We start from the raw sequence: 22,196 nt of genomic DNA, 5'->3' as shown, positions 1-22,196 counted from the left end.
ACGGCCGGGGGCGGGCGATGAGCAAGGCCGGTTTGCTGCGGTCCTCGGTGGTTTTCAGCGCCATGACCCTGATTTCGCGGGTCTCCGGTCTGGTCCGCGACCAGGTCTACGCCTGGCAGTTCGGCGCCAGTCCGGCCATGGACGCGTTCTTCATCGCGTTCCGGATCCCGAATTTCCTGCGCCGGCTCTCGGCCGAGGGCTCGTTCTCGATGGCCTTCGTGCCGGTGTTGGCCGAGTACAAGGAAAAGCAGGATCACGCCGCGGTCAAGGAACTGGTCGACCGGGTCACCGGCACCCTGACCGCCGCCTTGCTGGTGCTGACTGCGGCGGTGGTGCTGGCCGCGCCCTGGGTGATGCAACTGTTCGCGCCGGGCTTCGAGCCGGGCAGCGAGCAGTACCGCCTGGCCACCGAAATGCTCCAGATCACCTTTCCCTATGCCTTGTTCATCTCCCTGGCCTCGCTGGTCGGCGGGGTGCTGAACAGCTACGAGCGCTTCGCGATTCCGGCGCTGTCGCCGGTGCTGCTGAACCTGTCGATGATCGCCGCCGCGGTCTGCGCGGTGCCGCTGATGCGGCCGCTGGGCCTGGAGCCGGTGCTGGCGCTGGCCTGGGGCGTGTTCGTGGCGGGCATCCTGCAACTGGTGTTCCAGTTGCCCGCGCTGTCCAAGCTGGGCCTGCTGCCGCGGCCGCGCTGGGGCGGGGCGCATGCGGGTGTGCGCAAGATCATGCGGCTGATGGTGCCGACTCTGTTCGGCTCCTCGGTGGCCCAGCTCAATCTGCTGCTCAATACCGCGCTGGCCTCGTTCCTGATCGCCGGCAGCGTGACCTGGCTGTATCTGACCGACCGCCTGCTGGAATTTCCGCTGGGCATGTTCGGCGTCGCGATCGGCACGGTGATCCTGCCGCATTTGTCCAAGCGCCACGCCGCGACCGATCCGCAGGGCTTTTCCAAGGGCCTGGATTGGGGTTTCCGGCTGTGCCTGCTGATCGGCATCCCGGCCTGCCTGGGCCTGGTGCTGTGCGCCGAGGCCTTGATCGCGACCCTGTTCCAATACGGCCGCCTCAGCGCCACCGACACCGCGATGATCCGCCTGAGCCTGATGGCGCAGTCCACCGCGGTGCCGGCCTTCCTGCTGGTGAAGGTGCTGGCGCCGGCCTTCTATTCGCGTCAGGACACCAAAACCCCGGTGAAATCGGCGGTGGTGTCGGTGATCGTGAACCTGGTCGCGACCGTGGCCCTGTTGCTGAGCGCGCTGTACTTCACCGAGGCCGGCCAGGCCGCGCTGACCCGCAGCGGCGGGCACCTGCGCGAAGCCCTGGGTTACGTGCCCGGCGCGCATGCCTGCCTGGCCCTGGCGATCGCGATCGCCGGCTGGGTCAACGCGCTGCAGCTGGCCTGGTACCTGCGGCGCGCGCGGGTGTATGCGCGCCAGCCCGGCTGGGGCCGCTTCCTGCGTCAGATCGGCGTGGCCGCGCTGGCGATGAGCGCGGTGGTGCTGGCCCTGCTGTGGCTGTGGCAGGGCTGGACCGCGTGGCCGTGGTGGGAGCGCGGCTGGAAGCTCGCGGTGACGGTGGGCGCGGGCGGCGCGGTCTATGCCGCGATGCTGTGGCTGCAGGGCATCCGCCCGCGCGACCTGCGCGGACACTGAGTCCGGCGCGGGCGGCTTGAGAGTCGCCCGCGCCGGCTATACTTCCTGATTCATCCTTTTGAACGCTCCTTTCGAGCCGGTCCCCCACGCAATCCCATGAGCAGGCTGTTTCGTGACGTCGAGGGCGGGCCCCGTTGCCCGCACGGCAGTGTGGTCTGCATCGGCGCCTTCGATGGCCTGCACCTCGGGCATCGCGCGCTGGTGCGCCACACGGTCGCGCGTGCGCATGCGCTGGGCGTGCGGGCGGTGGCCTTGAGCTTCGAGCCGCTGCCGCGCGAATTCTTCGCCCCGTCGGCGCCGCCGCCGCGCTTGCTGCTGCCGCGCGCCAAGGCCGAGGGCTTGCTCGCGCTGGACGCCGATCAGGTCGGCCTGCTGCGTTTCAACGCCCGCCTCAGCGGCCTGGACGCCGAGAGCTTCGTGCGCCGGGTGCTGGTCGAGCGTCTGGGCGCGCGCGAGGTCTGGGTCGGTCCCGAGTTCCGCTTCGGCAAGGCCCGTGGCGGCGATATCGGCGTGTTGCGCCGGCTCGGCGAGGAATGCGGCTTCGAAGCGCACGAGATCGAGCCCGTGCACCACGATGGCGAACGCGTCTCCAGCACCCGCATCCGCGCCGCGCTGCTGGCCGGCGACTTCGCCGCCGCTGCCGGCCTGCTCGGGCGCCCCTATGCGATCGGCGGACGCGTGGTGCGCGGCCAGCAGCTCGGCCGCACCCTGGGGTTCCCGACCGCCAACCTGCGCTTCGGCGGCAAGACCCCGGCGCTGTCGGGGATCTACGCGACCTGGGTGCACGGCGTCGGCGAGCGTCCGCGCGCGTCGGTGTCCAGCCTGGGCACGCGGCCCACGGTGGACGGCGTCGAGCCGCTGCTGGAAGCGCATCTGTTCGACTTCGACGGCGACCTGTACGGTCGTCGCATCGAGGTCGAGTTCGTCGCCCACCTGCGCGCCGAACTGAAGTTTCCCGATCTGGCCTCGCTGACCCAGCAGATGCACCGCGATGCCGCCCAGGCGCGCGAGCTGCTGCTGCTCGACGCGCAGCGCCGTTCTGCGCAAGCGCACACCGATCTTCCGCACCACGACCCTCGACGTGCGTCTACGTCGCCAGCTCGGGCCGCCGACGCGGCCGAGAAAACTGCCTGAGACCCGCTGTGACCAACGACCCCAGCCAACCCGCCCCCGGCAACGCCTACAAGGCCAGCCTGCTGCTGCCGGCGACCGATTTCCCGATGCGTGGCGATCTGCCCAAGCGCGAGCCGGAAACCCTGGCGCGCTGGGAGAGCGAAGGCCTGTATCAGCGAATCCGCGAGAAGACCGGCGGCCGCGAGCGCAGCTTCGTGCTGCACGACGGCCCGCCGTACGCCAACGGCGAGATCCACATCGGCCACGCGGTCAACAAGGTGCTCAAGGACATCGTGGTCAAGTCCAAGCTGCTGGCCGGCTTCGACGCGCCCTACGTGCCGGGCTGGGATTGCCACGGCTTGCCGATCGAACACAAGGTCGAGAAGGAATATGGCAAGGTCGGCAGCACGGTCGACGGCCGCGTGCTGGACGCGGCTGCGTTCCGCGCCAAGTGCCGCGAGTACGCGACCACTCAGATCGACATCCAGCGGCGCGATTTCAAACGCCTGGGCGTGATCGGCGATTGGGACAATCCCTACCGGACCATGGATTTCCGCTACGAGGCGGACATCATGCGTTCGCTGGCCAAGATCGTCGATCGCGGCCACCTGGTGCGCGGCTCCAAGCCGGTGCACTGGTGCTTCGACTGCGGCTCGGCGCTGGCCGAGGCCGAAATCGAATACCAGGACAAAGAGTCCACCGAAATCTACGTGCGCTACCCGGTGTTGGACCGCAAGCGCGTGTTCGACGCCTTCGGCCTCGCCGACGACGGCGCGCCGCTGTCGGTGCCGATCTGGACCACCACACCGTGGACGCTGCCGGCCAGCCTGGCGGTCACGCTGGGTCCGGAAGTGAACTACATGCTGGTCAAGCTGGAGCCGGGCGCGGAAGGCCTGTTCCGCGAGGACGGCCGGCGTCCGGAATACCTGCTGGTCGCGCACGACCTCACCGCGGGTTTCCTGACCACGCTGGCCAACCGCGACGCGCTGAAGCAGGGCGCGAGCGTGCAGGCGAGCGAATGGGGCCCGCAGCCGGGCGTCGCCTTCGAAGGCCTGCGCCTGCAGCACCCGTTCTACGAGCGCGAGATCCCGGTGCTGCTGGGCGACCACGTCACCGTCGACGCCGGCACCGGCGCGGTCCACACCGCGCCCGGCCACGGCCAGGAGGACTACGCGGTCGGCCTGAAGTACGGCCTGGTCGAGCGCTACAGCGCCGCCCAGATCAACCCGGTCGACGCGCGCGGTCTGTACCTGCCGTCGACGCCGCCGGCCGACGGCCACGTACTCGCCGGCCAGCACATCTTCAAGATCGATCCGGTCATCGTCGAGGTGCTGCGCGCGCGCGGCGCGCTGCTCGCCGCCGGCCGCATCAAGCACAGCTACCCGCACTGCTGGCGCCACAAGACGCCGGTGGTGTTCCGCGCCACCCCGCAGTGGTTCATCTCGATGGAGCAGGCCGGCCTGCGCCGCGACGCATTGGCCGCGATCCCGGGCGTGTCCTGGGTGCCGGGCTGGGGCGAGGCGCGCATCTACAACATGATCGAAGGGCGCCCGGACTGGACCATCTCGCGCCAGCGCTACTGGGGCGTGCCGATCGCGCTGTTCTTCCACCGCGAAACCGGGCTGCCGCATCCGCGCACCGGCGAAATCATGCGTCGGGTCGCCGACGCGGTCGAAAGCGCGGGCGTCGATGCCTGGTACGCCATGACCGCCGAGCAGTTGCTGGGCGAGGAGGCCGCGGACTACGAGAAGGTCAACGACATCCTCGACGTCTGGTTCGACTCCGGCACCAGCCACGAATGCGTGCTCGCGCAACGCCCGCAGGACGGCCTGCACAAGCCCGCGGATCTGTATCTGGAAGGCTCCGACCAGCACCGCGGCTGGTTCCACAGCGCGCTGCTCAGCGGCGTGGCGATGGACGGCGTAGCACCGTACCGGCAGGTGCTGACCCATGGCTTCACCGTCGATGAGAAAGGCCTCAAACAATCAAAATCGCTGGGTAACGTCGTAGTGCCGCAGCACGTCATCGACAAAATGGGCGCTGATGTACTTCGCTTGTGGGTCGCGGCGACCGACTTTAGTGCCGAAATGTCGGTGTCCGATAGCATCCTCAAGCAAAATGGCGACGTCTACCGCCGCATCCGCAACACCGCGCGCTTCCTGCTCGGCAACCTCAGCGGCTTCGACCCCGCGCGCGACCTGGTCGCGCTGGACGATATGGTCGCCCTGGACCGCTGGATCGTGCATCGCGCGGCCGAGCTGCAGGACCGCATCGCCGCCGCCTACGAGCGCTACGACTTCGCCGAAATCGTGCAGGCGCTGTCGAACTTCTGCAGCGTCGACCTGGGCTCGCTGTACCTGGACGTCACCAAGGACCGCCTGTACACGATGCAGGAGAACTCGCGCGGCCGCCGTTCGGCGCAGAGCGCGATGTACCGCATCGCCGAGGCCTTCGTGCGCTGGATCGCGCCGATCCTGGCCTTCACCGCCGACGAGATGTGGCGCCACCTGCCGGCCAATACCGAGCAGGGCGCGCGCGAAGGCAATGTGCTGTTCACCACCTGGTACGACGGCCTGGCCCTGCTGTCCGATGAGGCGCCGCTGTCGGCCGAGGACTTCGCCCGTCTGCTGGCGCTGCGCGACGACGTCAGCAAGACCCTGGAACCGATGCGCGCCGAAGGCAAGATCGGCGCCGCGCTCGAGGCCGAGATCGCGCTGCGTTGCGGCGTCGCCGACCAGAACTGGCTGGCGCCGTTCGCCGACGAGCTGCGCTTCCTGTTCATCAGCGGCGACGTCGAAATCGTCGCCGACGACGCGATCAAGGACATCGCGGTGACCGCCGCGCCCACCGCCAAGCGCAAGTGCGTGCGCTGCTGGCATTACCGCGCCGACGTCGGCAGCGACCCCGCGCATCCGGAACTGTGCGGCCGCTGCGTCGAGAACGTCGCCGGCGCGGGCGAGGACCGTCGCTGGTTCTGAACCCTCGTCCCTCATCCGCTCCGCGTCGATCCGATGCGGAGCGGTAGCCGAATCACCGGGTCCCTCGCGGACCTCTTCACCGGGCTTCCGGCCCCGCCGGAACCAGGAGCGCAACACGATGTCGCAACTCCCCAGCAAGAACGCGCTGCCCTGGCTGATCGTCTCGGTCGTGGTGATCGTGCTCGACCAGCTCAGCAAGGCCTGGGTGCTGTCCTCGCTGCCCGAATACACCGCCATCCCGGTCATCGAAGGCGTCTGGAACTGGTACCGCACCTACAACACCGGCGCCGCCTTCAGCTTCCTCAGCGACGCCGGCGGCTGGCAGAAGTACTTCTTCGTGGTGCTGGCGGTGGCCATCAGCGGCCTGCTCGCGGCCTGGCTGCGGCGCACCGCGCGCGGCGACTGGAAGACCGCGCTGCCCTACGCGCTGGTGATCGGTGGCGCCCTGGGCAACGTCATCGACCGCCTGCTGCACGGCCACGTGGTCGACTTCATCCAGTGGCATTGGCAGGAGCACTACTGGCCGGCCTTCAACCTGGCCGACTCGGCGATCGTGGCTGGCGCGGTCGGGATCGCCCTGGTCGGCCTGTTCGCGACACCCCCGGCCAAGCCCAAGGGCTAGGGCAGGAGTACAATCGGCCCATGGACGTCCTGCTCGCCAATCCCCGCGGTTTCTGCGCCGGCGTCGACCGCGCGATCGAGATCGTCAAACGCGCGATCGAGACCCTGGGCGCGCCGATCTACGTGCGCCACGAAGTCGTGCACAACCGCTTCGTGGTCGACGACCTCAAGCACCGCGGCGCGATCTTCGTCGAAGAGCTCGACGAAGTGCCCGACGGCGCCACCGTGATCTTCAGCGCCCACGGCGTGTCCAAGGCCGTGCGCGAGGAAGCCGAGCGCCGCGGCCTGAAAGTGTTCGACGCGACCTGCCCGTTGGTCACCAAGGTCCACCTGGAAGTCTCGCGCCACTGCCGCGCCGGCCGCGACGTGATCCTGATCGGCCACGAAGGCCATCCCGAAGTCGAAGGCACGATGGGCCAGTGGCGGCGCGAAGCCGGCTCCGGCCGCATCTACCTGGTCGAGGACGCCGACGACGTCGCCGCGCTCGACGTCGACCAGCCCGAGAACCTGGCCTACACCACCCAGACCACGCTGTCGGTGGACGACACCCGCAGCGTGATCGAAGCCATGCGCGCCAAGTACCCGGCCATCCAGGGCCCGCGCCACGACGACATCTGCTACGCCACCCAGAACCGCCAGGACGCCGTGCGCGAACTGGCCGCAAAGTGCGACCTGGTGCTGGTGGTCGGTTCGCCCAACAGCTCCAACTCCAACCGCCTGCGCGAGCTGTCCGAGCGCGAGGGCGTGGAAGCCTACCTGATCGACGGCGCCGTCGAGATCGACCCGGAATGGGTCAAGGGCCGCAAGCGCATCGGCATCACCGCCGGCGCCTCCGCCCCGGAAGTGCTGGTGCGCGGCGTCATCGAGCGCCTGCGCGAACTCGGCGCGCAGCGCGTCAACGAGCTCGACGGCGAGCCCGAGGACATGGTCTTCGCCCTGCCCAAGGAACTGCGCCTGCGCCTGGTCGGCTGAGGCCGGGAGCGGGCAGGGCGCCTTCCGACCCGGCTGAATTGACCCGCCCCGGTGCCCAACCCTACAATTCACACCCCCGCGGCCCGCCCGCGGACGCCCACGCCGCAAGGCCGGGGCCCGTAACACCGCCGGAATAGCTCAGTTGGTAGAGCGGCGCATTCGTAATGCGTAGGTCGTAGGTTCGATTCCTATTTCCGGCACCAATATTTCAAAGGCCCGCTCGCGCGGGCCTTTTGTTTTTTGCGCGGCGCAAAGCGCAGGCGAGCCGGCATGCGGCAGAACGGTGCCCATTCGGGCTTGCGCGACGGACCGTTTGCCCCGCGTCGGCCCTAGAATCGCGCGGGGGAACAGGAGCAGGGGAAACAACCATGGGAATGCGCTTGATCGCGACGGTCCTGGCATGCGGACTGGGCGCCGTGGCGGGCTGGCAGTGGGTGGCGCCGCCATCCGATACGCAGCGGCCCGCGCCGCGCCGCGACCGGCCGCTGCAAACGCCGGCCGCACCGAGCGCCGCGCCCCAGGCGCGCGCGTCGCGTCCGCCTTTGGCCGAGCGCCAACCGGCCTTGGCGGCGTCCGATGCCCCAGCGCTGCTGAGCCCGATGACGCCGTTGCAACTGGGCAGCCCCGTGGACGCCGTGGCCATCGGCGACGTCACCGGCGACGGCCGCAACGACATCGTCGTGTCCACCCATCAGAACGCCGCGGGTTCGGGCGCTTCCACCGCAGGCGACTTCAAGGTGTCGGTGTTCGTGCAGCAAACCGATGGCAGCCTGGCCGCGCCGCTGCAGGCCGGGTTCCCCGGTTTCATCATGCACCTGCCCAGCAAGGGCATCGCCCTGGTCGATCTGAACCAGGACGGCTTGCGCGACATCGTGCTGGCCTACGGCGGCGGCATCTACATCTACGAAGGCGCCGCCACCGGTCAGCTCAGCGGCCGCGCCGTGCCTGGGCTGTCCAGCGAAATCTTCACCGTGTCCGCACTGGACGTGAACAGCGACGGTCACGCCGACATCGCCGCCTTCGATGGCTTCCGCGTGCGCATGTTTCTGGGCGACGGCCAGGGCAACCTGACCCATAGCTATACCTTCTCCACCTCGCCGGTGGGCCTGACCAATCTCAACGCGCACATGGCGCCCGGCGACCTCAACGGCGACGGCCGCACCGACCTGGCCTTCTACGACGGGCACAACCAGGGCGTGGTCTTCGTACAGACCGTCAGCGGTACGTTTGAACGTTGGTTGTACAGCTTCGGGCCGTACCCTTCGGCGTACTTCACTGCGCTGGCGGTCGCGGATTTCGATGCCGACGGCGACCAGGACCTGATGCTGGCCGCGCGCCAGACGGAGCGCTACATTCCGCTGGCCAGGCATCAGCTGTATCGCCAGTCCCACGGTCAGTTGCTGGAGCCGCTGCGCTGGGGCGTGTATGAAGTGGGTTCGGGCATGATCGGCGCCGACCTCGACCGCGACGGCCGTCAGGACCTGGTCACCGTACGCTGCCCGACCAACATGAATGCCTGGATCGGTTATTCGCGGCAATTGCCCGAAGGCGGCTTCGACACCGAGATCCAGTTCCCGTTGCCGCGCATGATGGACAGCATCAGCCCGCGCGGCCTGGCCGCCGGCGACTTCACCGGCGACGGCTGCACCGACTTGGCCGCCACCAGCGGCACCCAACTGATCCTGTACCGGGCCCGGTGCGCGCCGCCGATGACGACCGGCGGGCGCTTGCCGGCCGAGCTGCTGGCGTCTGGCACCGGCGCATCGGCCGGTGCTGCGTCTTTGCAGGCGCCTGCGTCCGTGAGGGGCCAAGTGGGTAAGGCGAAGCCGCCGACGCCGCTCCGCATCGCGACCCGGCAAGGCGTGCAGCGCTGATGCCTCCGCTTGCCGGGCCATGACCGTGCAAGTTGCGGACGCCTTCTACTAGCGCCGAAATAGCTCAGTTGGTGGAGCGGCGCATTCGTAATGCGTAGGTCGTAGATTCGATTCCTATTTCCGGCCCCATACCTCAAAGCCCCGCGTCGCGGGGCTTTGTCGTTTCTGGCTTGCCGCCGCACCGGCCGCATTCACCAACGAATGCTCCCGGTCCCAGGGTAGGAGCGGCGCAAGCCGCGACCACGAACCCCAGCCGCCGCAAAAACACCGATCGCCCGCTTCGCGCTTCAAGCCCCCTCCTTTGAAAAAGGAGGGCTGGGGAGGATTTGCTCTTGCCCCACCTGCTGCCAAGCCAAAGCCGTGCCTCCGGTCTGCCTCGGAACCTTCACAACCCCGCGCCGCCGCCAATCGCACCAACCTGTCGCTACACTCCCGAAACGCACAACCCAATCCATCCAGGAGCCCCCATGCGTTTTCGATTCCTGTCGTTCACGCTGGGGCTGACGCTCCCTCTCGCAGCGTTCGCCACTCCCCAGGCCCCCGACATCGTCGGCGCCTGGACCTGCGGCCCCTACGAAACACCCGGCCCCGACCTATCGACTTCGACCATCGACCGTCGCGTCTACTCCGACAACGGCTACTTCACCGAACACAGTTTCGTCACCTACACCCGCGAAGGCCTGCAAATCCGCACCGAAACCCGCAACACCGGCACCTGGTCGCTGCGGGGCGACTTGATCGAGGTCCGGTTCAACTCGTCGAAGTTCCTTTCCTCCGACCATCCCGCGTTCACGGTCGCCCACGGGCAGGCCACGTTGGATGCCATGAGAGCCCGCAAGAACGCGGAGACCAAGCGCATCCTCCAGTTCGACGGCCAGAGCATGGTCACGATCCCGTTGGATTCGATGGACCCACAGGGCGAAGTGCAGGTGTCCTGCAGCAGAGGTTGATCGTCGCTGGCGCGGGCGAGATGCCTGTCAATGCATGAAAGGTCAGGGGGAAGTGATGAGCATCCGCCTCTCGTTCGTCACGTCGATCCCAGCCGATCAGGCCGCCGCTGCGGTGCAGTACGCCATGAGCGCCCTAGGCGACGCGGCGAAACATACGTGCGAGCCGGTCTCATCGGATGTGGATGATGCGTTCAAGAAACCGTCGCTTTCAAAAGCTTCTTAGGCTCACCCTATGACCCCGCCGGCACTGACAGATCCCACCTTCGATCGCCTCGTGTCCTTGCGCGATGCCTACCGCATCATGGAACGCTTCGCATCGGCGTACCTGGCCCGCGGCGATACCACCGTCTCGGACTTCCTGCACGCCTATGCCGGCGAGACTGCGAGTGGGCAGACCGCCGATCCTGCGGCGGTCGAAGATTTCTTGGCGGCCGCGGAGTCGATGACAAGCAAGGAGTAGACCGAACTTGCCCAGCACCGTCATGGGTCGTTAGATAGCAGGTGCCTTGATGGCAGTTGACCGATGGGAGCTTCGGAACGTCACGACGGAGGCCGGCTCTCCAGTAGGCGATGAAACAGGATCGGAGTGGGTATCCCGATCTTCGGCCGGCTTGAATGAATCGTTATCGCGCTCGACTGGTCGCACTTATTTTCCAGGCTTGCGCGCTTCCTTCAGCAGCGCGAGCGTGTGATCAAGCAATTCTGGCCCACCTACCTCTCCGTGTCCCGGAATGACGACCTTCGCTCTTGTGTAACGAGCGCGCGCCAGGCGGATGGCCTCTGGCCACGCCGTCATGTTCGCATCAGCGATACCTCCGAGCGAATCGGCGGCGGCAGCGCGCACAGCACACCCGCCAAACAGCACACGCTGGGATGGAACCCACACCATGAGATTGTCCGGCGCGTGGCCCGGCCCAGGGTAGAAAAGCTCGACTGAGCCGAATTGAACGCTTGCTGCTGGCGTGTCCAGCCCCGCCAACGCCTGGTCTGGGACCGGCATCCCTTCCCCAACTGCGCGCCGTTGAGTCAGCGGCAGGGCATAAACCGGAATGCCCCGCGCCTCGAGTGCGTCAGTGCCCGCAATACGGTCTCCGTGAGCATGGGACACGATGGCACGACGGACAGGAAGCTTGATTGAGGCCTCGATCTGATCGAGTAAGGTAAGCGTGAGGCGTTCTCCCCATGCCGTATCTATAAGAAGAAGACCGTCGCCTTCACGGACGATGAGGCCATTGGCGGGATAGCGCACGCCGCCGGGATAGGTGTAATACGAGGTGTGAATCCACACGCCGGACCGCAGCTCGCGGATCTCTACATCGGCGGGAATCCCGATGGCCGCGGTATCTGCCGCCGCCTTCGTGGCCTGCGCAGCCGCACTGGATACCGGTGTCGCCGCAACACCAACGAGTAAGGAAAAAGCGGCTGCTTTGAGGACAGACATGCTGGTTCCTGAGGGTCTGTTGTAGAGAGCGTCCTAACAGCCGAATGGAGCCGAGCGGCGAGGCGGCCTCGGCTTGAATGCACTCTCGGGCACGCCAGCTGCTACTTCATCCATCGGCCGGCTCGTCCAGGCGCAGCATCAGATAACGCATGAAAAACTGCGTGATCGGCCCCACGCATAGCGCGAACACGATAGTGCCCACACCGGCTGTGCCGCCCAGCACCACGCCCATCGCCAGCACCACGATCTCGATGCCGGTGCGCACGCGCTGGATCGACCAACCCGTACGGCGCGAGAATCCGGTCATCAGACCGTCGCGCGGCCCTGGACCGAGTTGCGCCCCGACGTAGAGCGCAGTGGCCAGTGCGCAGACCACCACTCCACCGACTAGGTAGGCGCAACGTAACGGCAATGACTCGGGTGCATCCAGCATCCGGAGATTGAAGTCGGTGAACGGCCCCAGCAGCAGCGTATTGGCGACGGTACCCAGCCCGGGCATCTGCCGCAGCGGAATCCACAGCAACAGTACCGCCACGGCCACCAGGACCATGACTAGGCCGAGCGACAACGGCAGGTGCAGCGCAGCGCCCTGGTGGAACACGACCCACGGCGAGCCACCGAGCGCACTTTCCATCAACAGCGCGTTGGACACGCCGTACAGCCACAGTCCAGTCAGTAGGCGCAGCAGCCGTTCGGGCAGGCGCCCGGCACGGAGCTGGGCGAGAGGACCGAGATTGGCCAGTAGGGGGGAGGTGTTGGGATTCATGGGCGCCAGTATCTGAGAGAGTGGCGCTATCACGTAGATCCACTTTCGTCATAATGGCCTCATGAACCGTTCCATGACCTCGGAGCATCTGGCCACTTTGATCGGCCAGTTCCCGCGCAAACCGGCCTACCGGGGGCTCCGCCAGGCCCTGCAGGAGCTGATCGGTACCGGCCGCATTCCCCTCGGCACGCGTTTGCCCAGCGAGCGGGCGATATCCCAGGCGCTCGCCGTCTCGCGCAATACGGTGACCCGCGTCTATACGGACCTGGTTGCTGCGGGTTTCGCGACCGCGCGCCAGGGCGCGGGCACGTTCGCCGCCGTTCCTGACGATCGTCGGCGCGCGCATGAACACTCGCTGCGCTCGCTCGCCGGCGTGCATGCGTCCGAAGACGCCATCGACCTCAACTGCGCCGCAACTGTCGCCATTCCCGGCATCGCCTCGGCTTACGAACGCGCTCTGGAACGGCTGCCGCGCTACCTGGGAAGCGACGGCCACCGCCCCACCGGTCTGCCGACTCTGCGCGCCCTGATCGCGCAGATATACGCACGGCGAGGCTTGCCGACCGACCCCGAGCAGATCATGGTCACCTCCGGCGCGCTGGCGGGCACGGCCGTCGTCGCGCGCGCACTGTCGCGGCCGGGCGACCGGGCGATGATCGAGTCGCCGGTATATCCCAACGTGATCGAAGCGCTGCGCCTGGGCGGCGCGCGCCTGGTCGCGTCCCCGATGGGCGATGCGCTGGGAGAGGAGGGCTGGGATTTGGATGGGATCGAGGCCACGCTGCGACAGACGCGGCCGCACCTGGCCTATCTGATCCCCGACTTCCAGAATCCCACCGGATTCCTGATGCGCGATGACCAGCGCGCGCGCTACGCCGCCGCGCTGCAAGCCACGCGTACCACCGCGGTCGTCGACGAATCGCTGCAGGCCATCGCGCTAACGGACGCCGACATGCCCCTGCCATTCGCCGCGCATGCACCAGGCGCCATCACGATCGGCAGCGTTTCGAAGCTGTTGTGGAGCGGATTGCGCGTCGGATGGATCCGCGCTCCGCACGACCTGATCGATCGGCTAATCAAGGCCCGATTGCAGTTCGACCTGGGCACGGCGCTTTTCGACCAGCTGGTGGTGATCGAATTGCTGGACGACAGCGAGGTCATCGCGATGCGTCGCGCACAACTCCGCCAGCGTCGCAATGCCCTGGCCCAAGCTATCGGCGAACGACTGCCGGAGTGGCGTTTCCGACTGCCCGACGGCGGAATGACCTTATGGCTGCAGTTGCCGCGGGGCAGCGCCACGCAGCTGGCGGTCAACCTGGAGACCGTTGGCGTCCACGTCCCACCCGGTCCGATGTTCAGCGTCGAAGGTGGCAACGACCAGTGGCTGCGCATCCCATACGTACGACCGGAAGAGGAGTTGATAGAGGCCGTTCGGCGCATCGCGGATTTTTGCTCGAGGGCGCCAGCCGGAGCTTCGGGTCGCCGGGATGGCTCGCGGGCGGTCATTCTTTAGAACAAGTTTCGCGTTCCCAATGATTCGGTTATGGGAAAAAATGGTACGGGTACTACAACTACATAACGTACTTCCCGTCTACCTCTACCTATGCTTGGATGGATCACGGCAAAGAGTTCGGGCCGCAAACAGCCAGTCTTGATTCGTATCCGGTTAGCGACCCCGAGTTCCCTAAGGCCATCTGATGCAATACTTGGCCCGCTGTTACCGTCACTCACACATCCAGCCTTCGATCGCCTCGTGTCCTTGCGCGATGCCTACCGCCTCATGGAACGCTTCGCGTCGGCGTACCCGGCCCGCGGCGGGTTGGCATTGGGGCGAAACAAAAGCGGCTCGGTCAAGGCTGTGACCGAGCCGCTGCAAATCCAACGATAGGCCTGGAGCAGAGCTGACGCGTATGGCGCCTAGTTGCAACTGCCCTTGTGCTTGGCGCGAACCCCGCGACAGCGGAACATCCCGTTCTCCAACTGCACGCAGGTATCGAGCTTCGGGTACGTACTCACGCAGCGCTTCGCCGCTTTGGCGGCGGCCTCGACATTGCGGGTGGCGGCGGCCATCGCTTCTTCCAGCGTAGCGCCGTCGCCGGTCACGACGACGCCGGCATAGGCTGGCAATGACAGCGCTAGCAGTGTTCCCAAGATGAGCGGTGCGATCGCCCTCGGCTTTCTGGCTTTCATCACTGGCCTCCCGTCAAGAAGGCTTTGGCGGCCGGGCCGCTCAGGCCGTTCGCTGCTTTGATCAGATTGTCCAGGTCCGAAGGCTTGTTGGCGCAGCTGCCCTTGTGGTTGGCGCGGATGGCCTTGCACTGAAAATAGCCCGCGAACTTCGCCGACTCCTCGCAGGTGTCGAGCGACGGGTAGGCGGATACGCAGGTGCCGTGTGCGATGGCAGCTTTCTCGACGGCGGCGACGCTCTTTTCCAGAGCGACGCCGAGGTCCTTGTCGACGCCGTACACCGGCTCACCCGCCGCAGCCTGCCCGGAAAACACGGCCAATCCCAAGGCCGTTACGATCAAAATTCGATTCATACATCCCCCTGTATGCGTAGTTTTGAAAGCCCTACGATGCCGGGTGTGCTGTGGCTTTCCCCATCGGCACCGCGCAAGGATGCTAACCAGTGGGGTAGGAGCTTCGCAATGAGTCCGCCGGTCCGAGCGGCGGAGTAATGTTAATCCGCCCACGCGCCGGTGCTGCATCGCCGAAACAGGGGGGCGGAGTGGGGTTTACTTTCCGAAAGCCGACTCCGACGTCTATTCCCCGCTCGGTGTCCACTGTCTTTCGCGCATCTCCTGTGCCAAATCCATCGCATTGACACCTTTCCGCCACCGATCCCAGACTTCAACCGCATCCAACGCCGACAGGGGGCATCAATGGGGCACGCAATCCTCTCGTTCGTAAAATGGTTCTTCGCCGCGACCGTCGTGGGCTTACTCGCCGGCGGCATCCTCGGCGGCATGATGGGCACGGACTTCGACTCGTCCCGCCGCGCCGGCCAACTCATCGGCATCCTCATCTGGCCCATCGTTCTCATCGTCGCCATCGCCGGCACCTGCTACAGCGTCGCCCGCGAAAAGAAGCGCCATGCCCAAGCCTTGGCTGGCCCCCGCATCAGCGACCAATACCGCCACGACCACGACGGCTCCCCTTGAGCCCCGCCTAGCCGTCGATGAAATCGCGACGCCAACGTCCCCTGGCCGATCCTGACCTCACCCTGGGCGGTCGCCTGGCCGCCGCATTCGGCTCGCTGTTCTTCTCGGTGCCGCTGGCGGCGTTGTACTGGCTGCTGTTCAACAGCCAGGTCGCGCCATTCACGGGGATGTCCGTGTCCATCGCTCACATCGGCGTGGCCGTCGTCGCCTTCGCGTTGTTGAGCTTCGTCTTCCCGCGCTTCGCGCCCACCGTGTTCGGCTGGGCGAGCGACCTGTTCGTCGGCATCGCCAAATGGTGGTAAGCCCGCCCGCCGATGCACCCATCCGGTGACTCCCATGATCCAACGCCTCGCCTTAGCCCTCCTGCTGGCCATCAGCTTGGCGGCCTGCCAGCGCACGCCCAGCCCAGCCGAACTGGAAGACTTGATCATCGAAGTCCCCGAGCTGCGGCAGGCCGCACCCGTGGGCCGGGACATCCCTGCCGCGCAATGGCCGGACGCCCTCCAGCGCCTGAACCCCAAGCGCGTCTACAACACCGCCGATGGGCTGTACATCGCCACCTCGTCGTTCTTCGTAACGGAGCAGGGCATATACGTGCCGCGCGATGCGCAGTGGGTGCCGCCCGCCGGTTCGGACCCGGCATACACGCCGATCGGGTTGGGGTTTTACTCGTATCGCATCGAAGGGTGAGGGCGGAAGACCGGGACACCTAATTTCTTAGGTGGCTATTGTGGACATATGGCCGCCCAGAGCCGTCAGCCCACTGGATACTGGGAGAGGCTCAGGCCTTCCGCCCTAGCTCTTGCGCAAGCCCGATAAGCAGGCCATCGGGCCCCCGGATGTAGCACAGCCGATACACGTCCTGGTACCGGACCACTTCGCCGACCAACGTCGCGCCGCGCTTGCGCAGCCGGGCGAGGGTGTCGTCGACATCCTCCACGGTGAACATCACGCGCAGATAGCCGAGGGCGTTCACCGGAGCGTTGCGGTGATCGGCGACCACGGGCGGCGCGAGGAATCGGGAGAGTTCGAGCCGGCTATGGCCGTCCGGCGTGCGCATCATGGCCATCTCGACGCGCATGTCGCGCAGGCCGGTGACGCCGTCCGCCCAAGCCCCTTCGATGGGGGCACGCCCTTCGAGCTCCAGGCCCAGTTCGGTATAGAACTCGATGGCGGCGTCGAGGTCTTCCACCACGATGCCGACGTTGTCCATGCGCTTGATGGTCATGAGGTCTCCTGGAGCTGGGTTGAATCGCGCCGGAAAGAACGGTGGGCGACGCCGGCGTCGATTGCCGATGGGGGCGGGGCACGGATCGATAGTCCAGCGGCTCAGACTCAAGGTCAACGGCCGAGTCGCCGCTCACCGGCGCCCGGGCGTCCTCGCCGTACTATCGCGGGGCGAGAGCGGTCCAGGTCGAAGCTGAGGGCCGATGTGTGCGAAATCCTTCCCGGGCTCATGTCGAATTCGGGTCCGCCTGTTCGTCGCCATGGTGTAAGCAGCCAAATCGCCCCCTTGCCACCTGGAGCACGCCGATGACCATCACCATTACCGCCTTCGAACGATCGCCCGACGGGGGCAAGGGCTTGGCGCGCGACACGCGCGTGCGCTGGGCGCTGGAGGAAGTGGGGCAGCCTTACGACGTTCGCCTGGTGTCGTTCCGTGACATGAAGGAGCCCGCGCACCTACGCCTGCATCCCTTCGGCCAGATTCCCACCTTGGAGGAGGACGACCTGGTCTTGTTCGAAACCGGTGCGATCGTCCTGCATCTCGCCCAAAGCCGGCCCGGCCTGCTGCCGGATGATGCCCATGCGCGGGCGCGCGCGATCGCCTGGATGTTCGCCGCGCTCAATACCGTCGAACCGCCGATCCTCGACATCGTCGTCGTCAAGTTCCAGGAAGGCGACAAGCCCTGGGCGCAGGAACGGCTGCCGCTGGTGATGGACCGTATCCGCGCCCGGCTGGTGCAACTGGCGGCGCGGCTGGGCGATGCCGAATGGCTCGACGGCGCGTTCAGCGCGGGCGACTTGATGATGGTGTCGGTGCTGCTGCGGCTGAGGCCGTCGGGCTTGCTCGACGAGTTCCCGGGCCTGGCCGCCTATGTCGCCCGCGGCGAAGCGCGGCCCGCCTATCAGCGCGCGTTCGCCGCGCAGTGGGCGGTGAATGCCGCCCCGCCGCCGGCCGCTTGACGGCGCCGTTCGGGACGCGCGGCCGAGGGCAAACGTCCGCTCTGGGCCAGAGACTTCCTGCAGCCATTGCGAATTCCGACTGGACAGCGCTTGAGCAGCATTCGCGTCGTCTTCGCTTTGGAGTGCGTTCAACGCCGCCAGGCTGCCTCGGCGGCGCTTCGAACGCTTACAGCTCGGACTTGCTGGTGACGAACACCGGCAACGGTACGTCCAGCGCTTCAGCGGCGACCGATCGCCCGGCGAGGAAGTTGGCGATGCTCTCGGCAATGCCCGCGTTGCCCAGCCACAGCTCGTTGTCATGGCTGGCGCCGCGAACCAGCAGTTCCTTGCCCTGGCTGAAACCAGGCAGCAGCGCCTGCGCGTTGGCGTGCGGTGTGCGCCCGTCCAGCGTGCCGCTGACGAAAAGCACAGGTACGTCGCTGCGCAGCGGTGCGCGGAATGCCTCCCCCAGATCGACGAGTCCGAGGCCGTCGGCGAGGTCCGGGAACGGGAAGTTCAAGGCGTCGCCGAGCATGCTTTCGCGCGCCTGCGCCTCGGCCAGGGCGCGGCGCTGGGGACTCTGACCGGATGCCACATCCATCGCCAACGGCATGGCGCGAAATCCGCCCAGCTCCTCGCGCACCATCAGGACGAAGCTCGCCAGCAGGTCATAGTCGCCTGCTTCGGCTTCGCGCAGCATCAGCGGCAGCATTCGCTGGGTGGAGCGCCGGCCCAGCGCAATGGCGATCGCCAGCTTCGCGTCGTACTCGCCGATGGTGACCTTTCGGCCGCCGTGCTTGGGGCTGCTGCCCCGGGCCGGTTGACGGCGCAGCGTTTCCAGCACGCGTCGGGCCGATCCTTGCAGATCGTCGAAGCCGTCCTTCTTGGCGATCACGGCCAGATCCGCCAACAAGGCATCCGCGGCCAATGGCAGCTTGATCGTATCGTCAGGGCCCTCGGAGCCCATCAGCACCACACGCTCGACGCTCGTGCCATGCCGGCGCACGGTGGCCAACGCCAGATGCGTGCCATAGCTCATTCCCCATAGGCTGACGCGCTTCAGGCCCATCGCACGCCTCAGGGACTCGATGTCGTCGGCGCTTTCGGCCGTGGTATAGGCGGCCAGGTCGACGCCGCCCTTTCGCCATTCGGCGATGCAGCTGACCGCGGTTGCGCGCAGCGCCACCAGCGCGGCCTCGCGCTGCAGCGGTTTGTCGTCGTCGAAGCGATGCGCGTGCGAGCATTCCGGCGGCATGTCCGAAAAGTCCGTGCCGCGCTGGTCGAGCAGCAGCACATCGGTCTCGCGCCGGATGCGGTCGAACACCGGCCAGCGCGGCCCGAGCGCCGTCCCGAAACCGGAGCCGCCCGGGCCACCGGCCAGGTAGACCACGGGCGCGCTGCGACCGTCTCCGCCGGTTGCGGGCAGGCGCACCACGCGCAGACGGATGCGCGGCCCGTCGGGTTGGCTGTGTCTACGCGGCACCTCCAGGAAGGCTTCCTCGGTCGCGATCGTGCCATTGCCCTTGGTCTCCATCGCATAGGGCTTGAACACCAGCGGCGCCTGCGCATCGCGGGCCAGTGCCGGTGCTGCGCAGGCCAGTGCGATACACATCGCCGCCAGGCGTCCGGCCCGATGCGGGGGCGTACCGCGATTGCCGACAACGAATAGCGATTTTCCGAACATGGCGAGCTCCGATTGGGAGAGGATCTGGACGTGGACGAGGGCTCCCGTCTCTGGAAGAGCAGGAACGGCCTTCGCCACGGGATCAGCATCCGCTTCGACGCCGCGGCCAGGCCGCGCCGGTCCGCCGAACAGCTCCAAACGGCTGTCCAGTGTCTCCGTGCCGCCGATAAGATGGAGGCATGCAGATCTCGCGCACCACCTTGGCCGTACTCGTCGTGTGGCTCGCCGCCGTCGCCGCGTGGCTGGTCGTTGCGAAGCCCGACATGAAGACGGTGCAGATCCTGGCCGGAGAAATGGCGCCCGCGACGATGTCGGCGGACGGCGAACTACCGCAGCGCCCGCCGGCCGACGCGGATTGGCGTCCGCTCGATCAACGCGTCCTCGCGGGTTGGCGCGACCCCTATTGGCTGCGCTGGCGATCGACCGCACCCGCGGTGCAGGGCGGTGCCGACCGCGCGTTGCGCTTTTCGCTGCGCGGCGCCAGCCGGCTCTACTGGAACGGGCGGCCGTTGGCCGGCAACGGCATCGTCGGCCGCACCGTCGCGGAGGAGCGGCCGGGCCGGCTCGACATCGTGCGCGTGCTGCCGCCATCGGCCGGCGCCGGCACGGACGAGCTGGTCGTGCTCGCTTCCAGTCAGCATCAAGGCCTGCGGCTGCTCAGTGCCGATGCCTTTGCCGTGGTGGCTCCCGCTGAGCTGCTCTACGGCCAGGCCATGCTGCCGTGGCTGATTGCCGCCTTCGCCACCGGTGCGCTCGCGGCGGCGTATCTGTATTTCCTGGCGGTCCAGCGCGGCCGTCGGCGCAGGCCCGGCGCTCGGCTGCTGCTCGCGCTCTGCGCCGTCGGACTGGCCTTGCCTATGGTCGAGGGCTGGCGCGCGCTGGTGGGCTATGCCTATCCGTGGCACGGCCCGCGCCTGTTCGTTCTGCTGGGTTTGCACATGGCAGCGGCGATGTTGCTGCCGGCCTACCTGGCGCGCCACTTCGGCCTGTCCGTGCCCATGGGCGTGCGCATCGCCTATCCGGCGACGCTGGTGGCGGTCGCGGCGTTCATGCCCGGCTTCGATGCGCGCTCCGCTGCGGTACTGCTGTTGAGCCTGCTCGCCTCGGCGGGCTTGCTGCTGCGCGTCCAGGGCGCGCAGGAGGAACGTGGGCCGATCCTGGCGCTGGTGCTTGCCGGGGCTTTGGCGATGGCGGTCGCGCACAGCGCTTTCCTCGACGGTCCGTATTTCCTGTTGCTGGCGATACTGATGGGCTTCCTGCTCTTGCGCCACGCCGCGCACCTGCGTGCCTTGGATCGCCACAACGCGAAGCTGCGCGAAGAGCGCGCCCAGCTCTCCTTGCAGCTGTTGCAGCGGGGCATCCATCCGCACTGGCTCATGAACACCTTGACCTGCCTACAGGAGTTGATCGAGCAGGCGCCGCCGCGCGCCAGCCGTCTGGTCGAGTCGCTGGCCGAGCAGTTCGACCGCCTGCGCGACAGCAGCACCCGCCAAAGCGTTTCGCTGGAGGACGAATTGGCTTTGTGTCGCAGCCACCTGGACATCGTCGGCCTGGCCTCCGATCACCCGCTGTCGCTCCAGGTCGAGGCCGACGACACCCGCTTGTCGTTGCCGCCGGGCATCCTCCATGCCCAGATCGAGAATGCGCTGACCCACGCCGGCACCGGGGCCTGCGCGCAGCATCCGTTCCGATTGCGCGTACGTCGCGACAACGATCGCTGGACCCTGGAATTGCGCAGCGCTCGCGGATCGGCGCCGCACCGCGGTCGCGGCACCGGCACGCGCTATATCGAGGCCAGCCTGGCTACCGCCTATCCCGACGGCTGGCGCTTCGTCCAGGGCGTCGATGGCGCCGATTGGTGCGGTCGGATCGAGCTGACATGCGCATCCTGATCGTCGAGGACGAACCGCTGGTGCGCCAGCGTCTGTTGCGCCTGAGCACGGAGCTGGCCGGCGCGCGTGCGCGTTTCGATGCGGTGGCGGACCTGGAATCGGCCGGGGACAGACTCCAGCGCAGCGTCTACGACGGCATCTTGCTGGATCTGAACCTTGAGGGCGAGGACGGTTTCGAACTGCTGCGGCGTGCGGTATCCGGGCGCTACCACTGCGTTGTGGTCTCGGCCCATCGCGAACGCGCGCTGCAGGCCTTCGAGCATGGCGTGCTGGATTTCGTCCCCAAACCGTTCTCGCGCGAACGCCTCGGCCAGGCCCTCGAGCGCCTGCTCGATGTCGGCCGTTATCGCTCCGGCCGGGCCCGTTACCTTGGCATCTGGCGCGCCCAAGGCACGGCGCTGGTCGAACTGGCCGACGTGGTGTGGATCCGCGCGGACGGCGACTACAGCGAATTGCGCATGCGCGACGGCCGCAGCGAATTGCACGACAAATCCCTGGCCGGCCTGACCGGCGTGCTGCCGCCTGATTTCGTGCGCTGCCACCGCTCCTATCTGGTCAACCTGCGCCATGTCCGCACCCTGCATGCCGGCTCGGGCAGTCGTTACTGGCTGGTGCTGGGCGACGGTGCGGAGCTGCCGGTGGGGCGCGTCTATGTAGGGGCGTTGCGCAGCGAGCTCGCGCTTGAATGAGGGCGCGACAGGGCGCTACACACGCTGGCCTCTTTCGACCGACAGGCCGAGCCTGCATGCTTCGCTAGTTGAGTCCGACGCCCGAACCGGTGTGCGACAAGGCTGGGCGCGTCGATCAGCCTCGACCGCGCACGTCCATGTCGCGAGCGGCGAAGCACGTACGGCCTGCCGGCGCTGCGCGCCGCCGAACCGTAAGCCGGTCGATGGTCTCGCTGGGTGGCGGGCGCTACGATGCGCGGA

The 22,196-nt window shown here is 67.3% G+C and carries 22 protein-coding genes and 2 tRNA genes; 18 read left to right on the top strand and 6 right to left on the bottom strand.

Annotation, left to right across the window (positions count from 1 at the left end; genetic code table 11):
• Positions 1-17: 17 nt before the first annotated feature.
• The 11 genes from murJ (at position 18) to BMZ45_RS00125 (ending at position 10,617) form a co-directional block, all read left to right on the top strand.
• Positions 18-1,649 carry a murein biosynthesis integral membrane protein MurJ gene (murJ, locus tag BMZ45_RS00175; protein ID WP_091631217.1) on the top strand — a complete coding sequence of 544 codons (1,632 nt, stop codon included), beginning with the start codon at positions 18-20 and terminating at the stop codon, positions 1,647-1,649.
• Positions 1,650-1,745: 96 nt separating this feature from the next.
• Positions 1,746-2,783 (top strand): bifunctional riboflavin kinase/FAD synthetase, encoded by a 1,038-nt coding sequence (locus BMZ45_RS00170; protein ID WP_091631215.1) that lies wholly within the window; start codon positions 1,746-1,748, stop codon positions 2,781-2,783.
• An 86-nt stretch (positions 2,784-2,869) separates the two neighbouring features.
• Complete coding sequence (gene ileS / locus BMZ45_RS00165; protein ID WP_217643154.1) at positions 2,870-5,740, top strand: isoleucine--tRNA ligase; 2,871 nt, start codon at positions 2,870-2,872, stop codon at positions 5,738-5,740.
• A gap of 118 nt (positions 5,741-5,858) precedes the next feature.
• Positions 5,859-6,362: a signal peptidase II gene (lspA, locus tag BMZ45_RS00160; protein ID WP_056175926.1), complete on the top strand. Its 504-nt coding sequence runs from the start codon at positions 5,859-5,861 to the stop codon at positions 6,360-6,362.
• 20 nt (positions 6,363-6,382) lie between these two features.
• Positions 6,383-7,333: a 4-hydroxy-3-methylbut-2-enyl diphosphate reductase gene (gene ispH, locus BMZ45_RS00155; protein ID WP_056175923.1), complete on the top strand. Its 951-nt coding sequence runs from the start codon at positions 6,383-6,385 to the stop codon at positions 7,331-7,333.
• A gap of 127 nt (positions 7,334-7,460) precedes the next feature.
• Positions 7,461-7,536, top strand: a tRNA-Thr gene (locus BMZ45_RS00150).
• A 165-nt stretch (positions 7,537-7,701) separates the two neighbouring features.
• Positions 7,702-9,207: an FG-GAP repeat domain-containing protein gene (locus BMZ45_RS00145; protein WP_091631212.1), complete on the top strand. Its 1,506-nt coding sequence runs from the start codon at positions 7,702-7,704 to the stop codon at positions 9,205-9,207.
• 53 nt (positions 9,208-9,260) lie between these two features.
• Positions 9,261-9,336: transfer RNA gene (locus tag BMZ45_RS00140), tRNA-Thr, on the top strand.
• 338 nt (positions 9,337-9,674) lie between these two features.
• The gene (locus BMZ45_RS00135; protein WP_091631211.1) at positions 9,675-10,157 is read left to right on the top strand and encodes a hypothetical protein; all 483 of its coding nucleotides are present in this window, start codon (positions 9,675-9,677) and stop codon (positions 10,155-10,157) included.
• A 55-nt stretch (positions 10,158-10,212) separates the two neighbouring features.
• On the top strand, positions 10,213-10,380 hold the full coding sequence (locus BMZ45_RS21445) for a hypothetical protein (protein ID WP_175488867.1): 168 nt from the start codon (positions 10,213-10,215) through the stop codon (positions 10,378-10,380).
• Between the two features lie 9 nt (positions 10,381-10,389).
• A complete protein-coding gene (locus BMZ45_RS00125) occupies positions 10,390-10,617 on the top strand; it encodes a hypothetical protein (RefSeq protein WP_091631208.1) in 228 nt (75 codons plus the stop codon).
• Positions 10,618-10,803: 186 nt separating this feature from the next.
• On the opposite strand, the gene bla is transcribed toward BMZ45_RS00125, so the two are convergent.
• Together bla and BMZ45_RS00115 are read right to left on the bottom strand one after the other, a co-directional pair.
• Complete coding sequence (bla, locus tag BMZ45_RS00120; RefSeq protein ID WP_091631206.1) at positions 10,804-11,598, bottom strand: subclass B1 metallo-beta-lactamase; 795 nt, start codon at positions 11,596-11,598, stop codon at positions 10,804-10,806.
• A gap of 106 nt (positions 11,599-11,704) precedes the next feature.
• On the bottom strand, positions 11,705-12,364 hold the full coding sequence (locus tag BMZ45_RS00115) for a membrane protein YczE (RefSeq protein WP_091631204.1): 660 nt from the start codon (positions 12,362-12,364) through the stop codon (positions 11,705-11,707).
• A 61-nt stretch (positions 12,365-12,425) separates the two neighbouring features.
• On the opposite strand from BMZ45_RS00115, the gene BMZ45_RS00110 reads away from it, so the two are divergent.
• Positions 12,426-13,877 carry a MocR-like transcription factor YczR gene (locus BMZ45_RS00110; protein ID WP_091631202.1) on the top strand — a complete coding sequence of 484 codons (1,452 nt, stop codon included), beginning with the start codon at positions 12,426-12,428 and terminating at the stop codon, positions 13,875-13,877.
• A gap of 404 nt (positions 13,878-14,281) precedes the next feature.
• Here BMZ45_RS00110 and BMZ45_RS00105 read toward each other — a convergent pair whose 3' ends face one another.
• Complete coding sequence (locus BMZ45_RS00105) at positions 14,282-14,554, bottom strand: hypothetical protein (protein ID WP_139215338.1); 273 nt, start codon at positions 14,552-14,554, stop codon at positions 14,282-14,284.
• Positions 14,554-14,904 carry a hypothetical protein gene (locus BMZ45_RS00100; protein ID WP_139215337.1) on the bottom strand — a complete coding sequence of 117 codons (351 nt, stop codon included), beginning with the start codon at positions 14,902-14,904 and terminating at the stop codon, positions 14,554-14,556. Before BMZ45_RS00100 ends, BMZ45_RS00105 begins: the two co-directional genes overlap by 1 nt.
• Before the next feature lie 342 nt (positions 14,905-15,246).
• Here BMZ45_RS00100 and BMZ45_RS00095 point away from each other — a divergent pair, with 342 nt between their 5' ends.
• The 3 genes from BMZ45_RS00095 to BMZ45_RS00085 are packed head-to-tail and all read left to right on the top strand — an operon-like array spanning position 15,247 to position 16,215.
• Positions 15,247-15,525, top strand: coding sequence for a hypothetical protein (locus BMZ45_RS00095; protein WP_091631197.1), 279 nt, complete (start codon positions 15,247-15,249; stop codon positions 15,523-15,525).
• Positions 15,526-15,542: 17 nt separating this feature from the next.
• A complete protein-coding gene (locus tag BMZ45_RS00090) occupies positions 15,543-15,827 on the top strand; it encodes a hypothetical protein (RefSeq protein WP_091631195.1) in 285 nt (94 codons plus the stop codon).
• Positions 15,828-15,861: 34 nt separating this feature from the next.
• Positions 15,862-16,215 carry a hypothetical protein gene (locus BMZ45_RS00085; RefSeq protein WP_091631193.1) on the top strand — a complete coding sequence of 118 codons (354 nt, stop codon included), beginning with the start codon at positions 15,862-15,864 and terminating at the stop codon, positions 16,213-16,215.
• Positions 16,216-16,306: 91 nt separating this feature from the next.
• Here the strand turns inward: BMZ45_RS00085 and BMZ45_RS00080 are convergent, their stop codons facing one another.
• Entirely contained in the window at positions 16,307-16,753 is a 447-nt protein-coding gene (locus tag BMZ45_RS00080; protein ID WP_091631191.1) for a VOC family protein, read from the bottom strand.
• A 305-nt stretch (positions 16,754-17,058) separates the two neighbouring features.
• On the opposite strand from BMZ45_RS00080, the gene BMZ45_RS00075 reads away from it, so the two are divergent.
• Positions 17,059-17,712, top strand: a complete 654-nt coding sequence (locus BMZ45_RS00075; protein WP_091631190.1) for a glutathione S-transferase family protein — start codon at positions 17,059-17,061, stop codon at positions 17,710-17,712.
• A gap of 166 nt (positions 17,713-17,878) precedes the next feature.
• Here the strand turns inward: BMZ45_RS00075 and BMZ45_RS00070 are convergent, their stop codons facing one another.
• On the bottom strand, positions 17,879-19,513 hold the full coding sequence (locus tag BMZ45_RS00070) for an alpha/beta hydrolase (protein WP_254776490.1): 1,635 nt from the start codon (positions 19,511-19,513) through the stop codon (positions 17,879-17,881).
• 41 nt (positions 19,514-19,554) lie between these two features.
• Here BMZ45_RS00070 and BMZ45_RS00065 point away from each other — a divergent pair, with 41 nt between their 5' ends.
• Together BMZ45_RS00065 and BMZ45_RS00060 are read left to right on the top strand one after the other, a co-directional pair.
• Positions 19,555-21,267 (top strand): histidine kinase, encoded by a 1,713-nt coding sequence (locus BMZ45_RS00065; RefSeq protein WP_091631186.1) that lies wholly within the window; start codon positions 19,555-19,557, stop codon positions 21,265-21,267.
• Complete coding sequence (locus tag BMZ45_RS00060) at positions 21,255-21,956, top strand: LytR/AlgR family response regulator transcription factor (protein WP_091631184.1); 702 nt, start codon at positions 21,255-21,257, stop codon at positions 21,954-21,956. Before BMZ45_RS00065 ends, BMZ45_RS00060 begins: the two co-directional genes overlap by 13 nt.
• Positions 21,957-22,196: the final 240 nt, after the last annotated feature.

Source organism: Lysobacter sp. cf310, from assembly GCF_900114355.1.
GTDB lineage: Bacteria > Pseudomonadota > Gammaproteobacteria > Xanthomonadales > Xanthomonadaceae > Lysobacter.
Note: the sequence above shows the minus strand (reverse complement) of the source record. Positions and strands in the feature narration are given on the sequence as shown.

Bases quoted from the DNA above. Each gene is read 5' to 3' on its own strand.
- murJ (WP_091631217.1), top strand. From the start codon at position 18: ATGAGCAAGGCCGGTTTGCTGCGGTCCTCGGTGGTTTTCAGCGCCATG.
- BMZ45_RS00170 (WP_091631215.1), top strand. From the start codon at position 1,746: ATGAGCAGGCTGTTTCGTGACGTCGAGGGCGGGCCCCGTTGCCCGCAC.
- ileS (WP_217643154.1), top strand. From the start codon at position 2,870: ATGCGTGGCGATCTGCCCAAGCGCGAGCCGGAAACCCTGGCGCGCTGG.
- lspA (WP_056175926.1), top strand. From the start codon at position 5,859: ATGTCGCAACTCCCCAGCAAGAACGCGCTGCCCTGGCTGATCGTCTCG.
- ispH (WP_056175923.1), top strand. From the start codon at position 6,383: ATGGACGTCCTGCTCGCCAATCCCCGCGGTTTCTGCGCCGGCGTCGAC.
- BMZ45_RS00145 (WP_091631212.1), top strand. From the start codon at position 7,702: ATGGGAATGCGCTTGATCGCGACGGTCCTGGCATGCGGACTGGGCGCC.
- BMZ45_RS00135 (WP_091631211.1), top strand. From the start codon at position 9,675: ATGCGTTTTCGATTCCTGTCGTTCACGCTGGGGCTGACGCTCCCTCTC.
- BMZ45_RS21445 (WP_175488867.1), top strand. From the start codon at position 10,213: ATGAGCATCCGCCTCTCGTTCGTCACGTCGATCCCAGCCGATCAGGCC.
- BMZ45_RS00125 (WP_091631208.1), top strand. From the start codon at position 10,390: ATGACCCCGCCGGCACTGACAGATCCCACCTTCGATCGCCTCGTGTCC.
- bla (WP_091631206.1), bottom strand. From the start codon at position 11,598: ATGTCTGTCCTCAAAGCAGCCGCTTTTTCCTTACTCGTTGGTGTTGCG.
- BMZ45_RS00115 (WP_091631204.1), bottom strand. From the start codon at position 12,364: ATGAATCCCAACACCTCCCCCCTACTGGCCAATCTCGGTCCTCTCGCC.
- BMZ45_RS00110 (WP_091631202.1), top strand. From the start codon at position 12,426: ATGAACCGTTCCATGACCTCGGAGCATCTGGCCACTTTGATCGGCCAG.
- BMZ45_RS00105 (WP_139215338.1), bottom strand. From the start codon at position 14,554: ATGAAAGCCAGAAAGCCGAGGGCGATCGCACCGCTCATCTTGGGAACA.
- BMZ45_RS00100 (WP_139215337.1), bottom strand. From the start codon at position 14,904: ATGAATCGAATTTTGATCGTAACGGCCTTGGGATTGGCCGTGTTTTCC.
- BMZ45_RS00095 (WP_091631197.1), top strand. From the start codon at position 15,247: ATGGGGCACGCAATCCTCTCGTTCGTAAAATGGTTCTTCGCCGCGACC.
- BMZ45_RS00090 (WP_091631195.1), top strand. From the start codon at position 15,543: ATGAAATCGCGACGCCAACGTCCCCTGGCCGATCCTGACCTCACCCTG.
- BMZ45_RS00085 (WP_091631193.1), top strand. From the start codon at position 15,862: ATGATCCAACGCCTCGCCTTAGCCCTCCTGCTGGCCATCAGCTTGGCG.
- BMZ45_RS00080 (WP_091631191.1), bottom strand. From the start codon at position 16,753: ATGACCATCAAGCGCATGGACAACGTCGGCATCGTGGTGGAAGACCTC.
- BMZ45_RS00075 (WP_091631190.1), top strand. From the start codon at position 17,059: ATGACCATCACCATTACCGCCTTCGAACGATCGCCCGACGGGGGCAAG.
- BMZ45_RS00065 (WP_091631186.1), top strand. From the start codon at position 19,555: ATGCAGATCTCGCGCACCACCTTGGCCGTACTCGTCGTGTGGCTCGCC.
- BMZ45_RS00060 (WP_091631184.1), top strand. From the start codon at position 21,255: ATGCGCATCCTGATCGTCGAGGACGAACCGCTGGTGCGCCAGCGTCTG.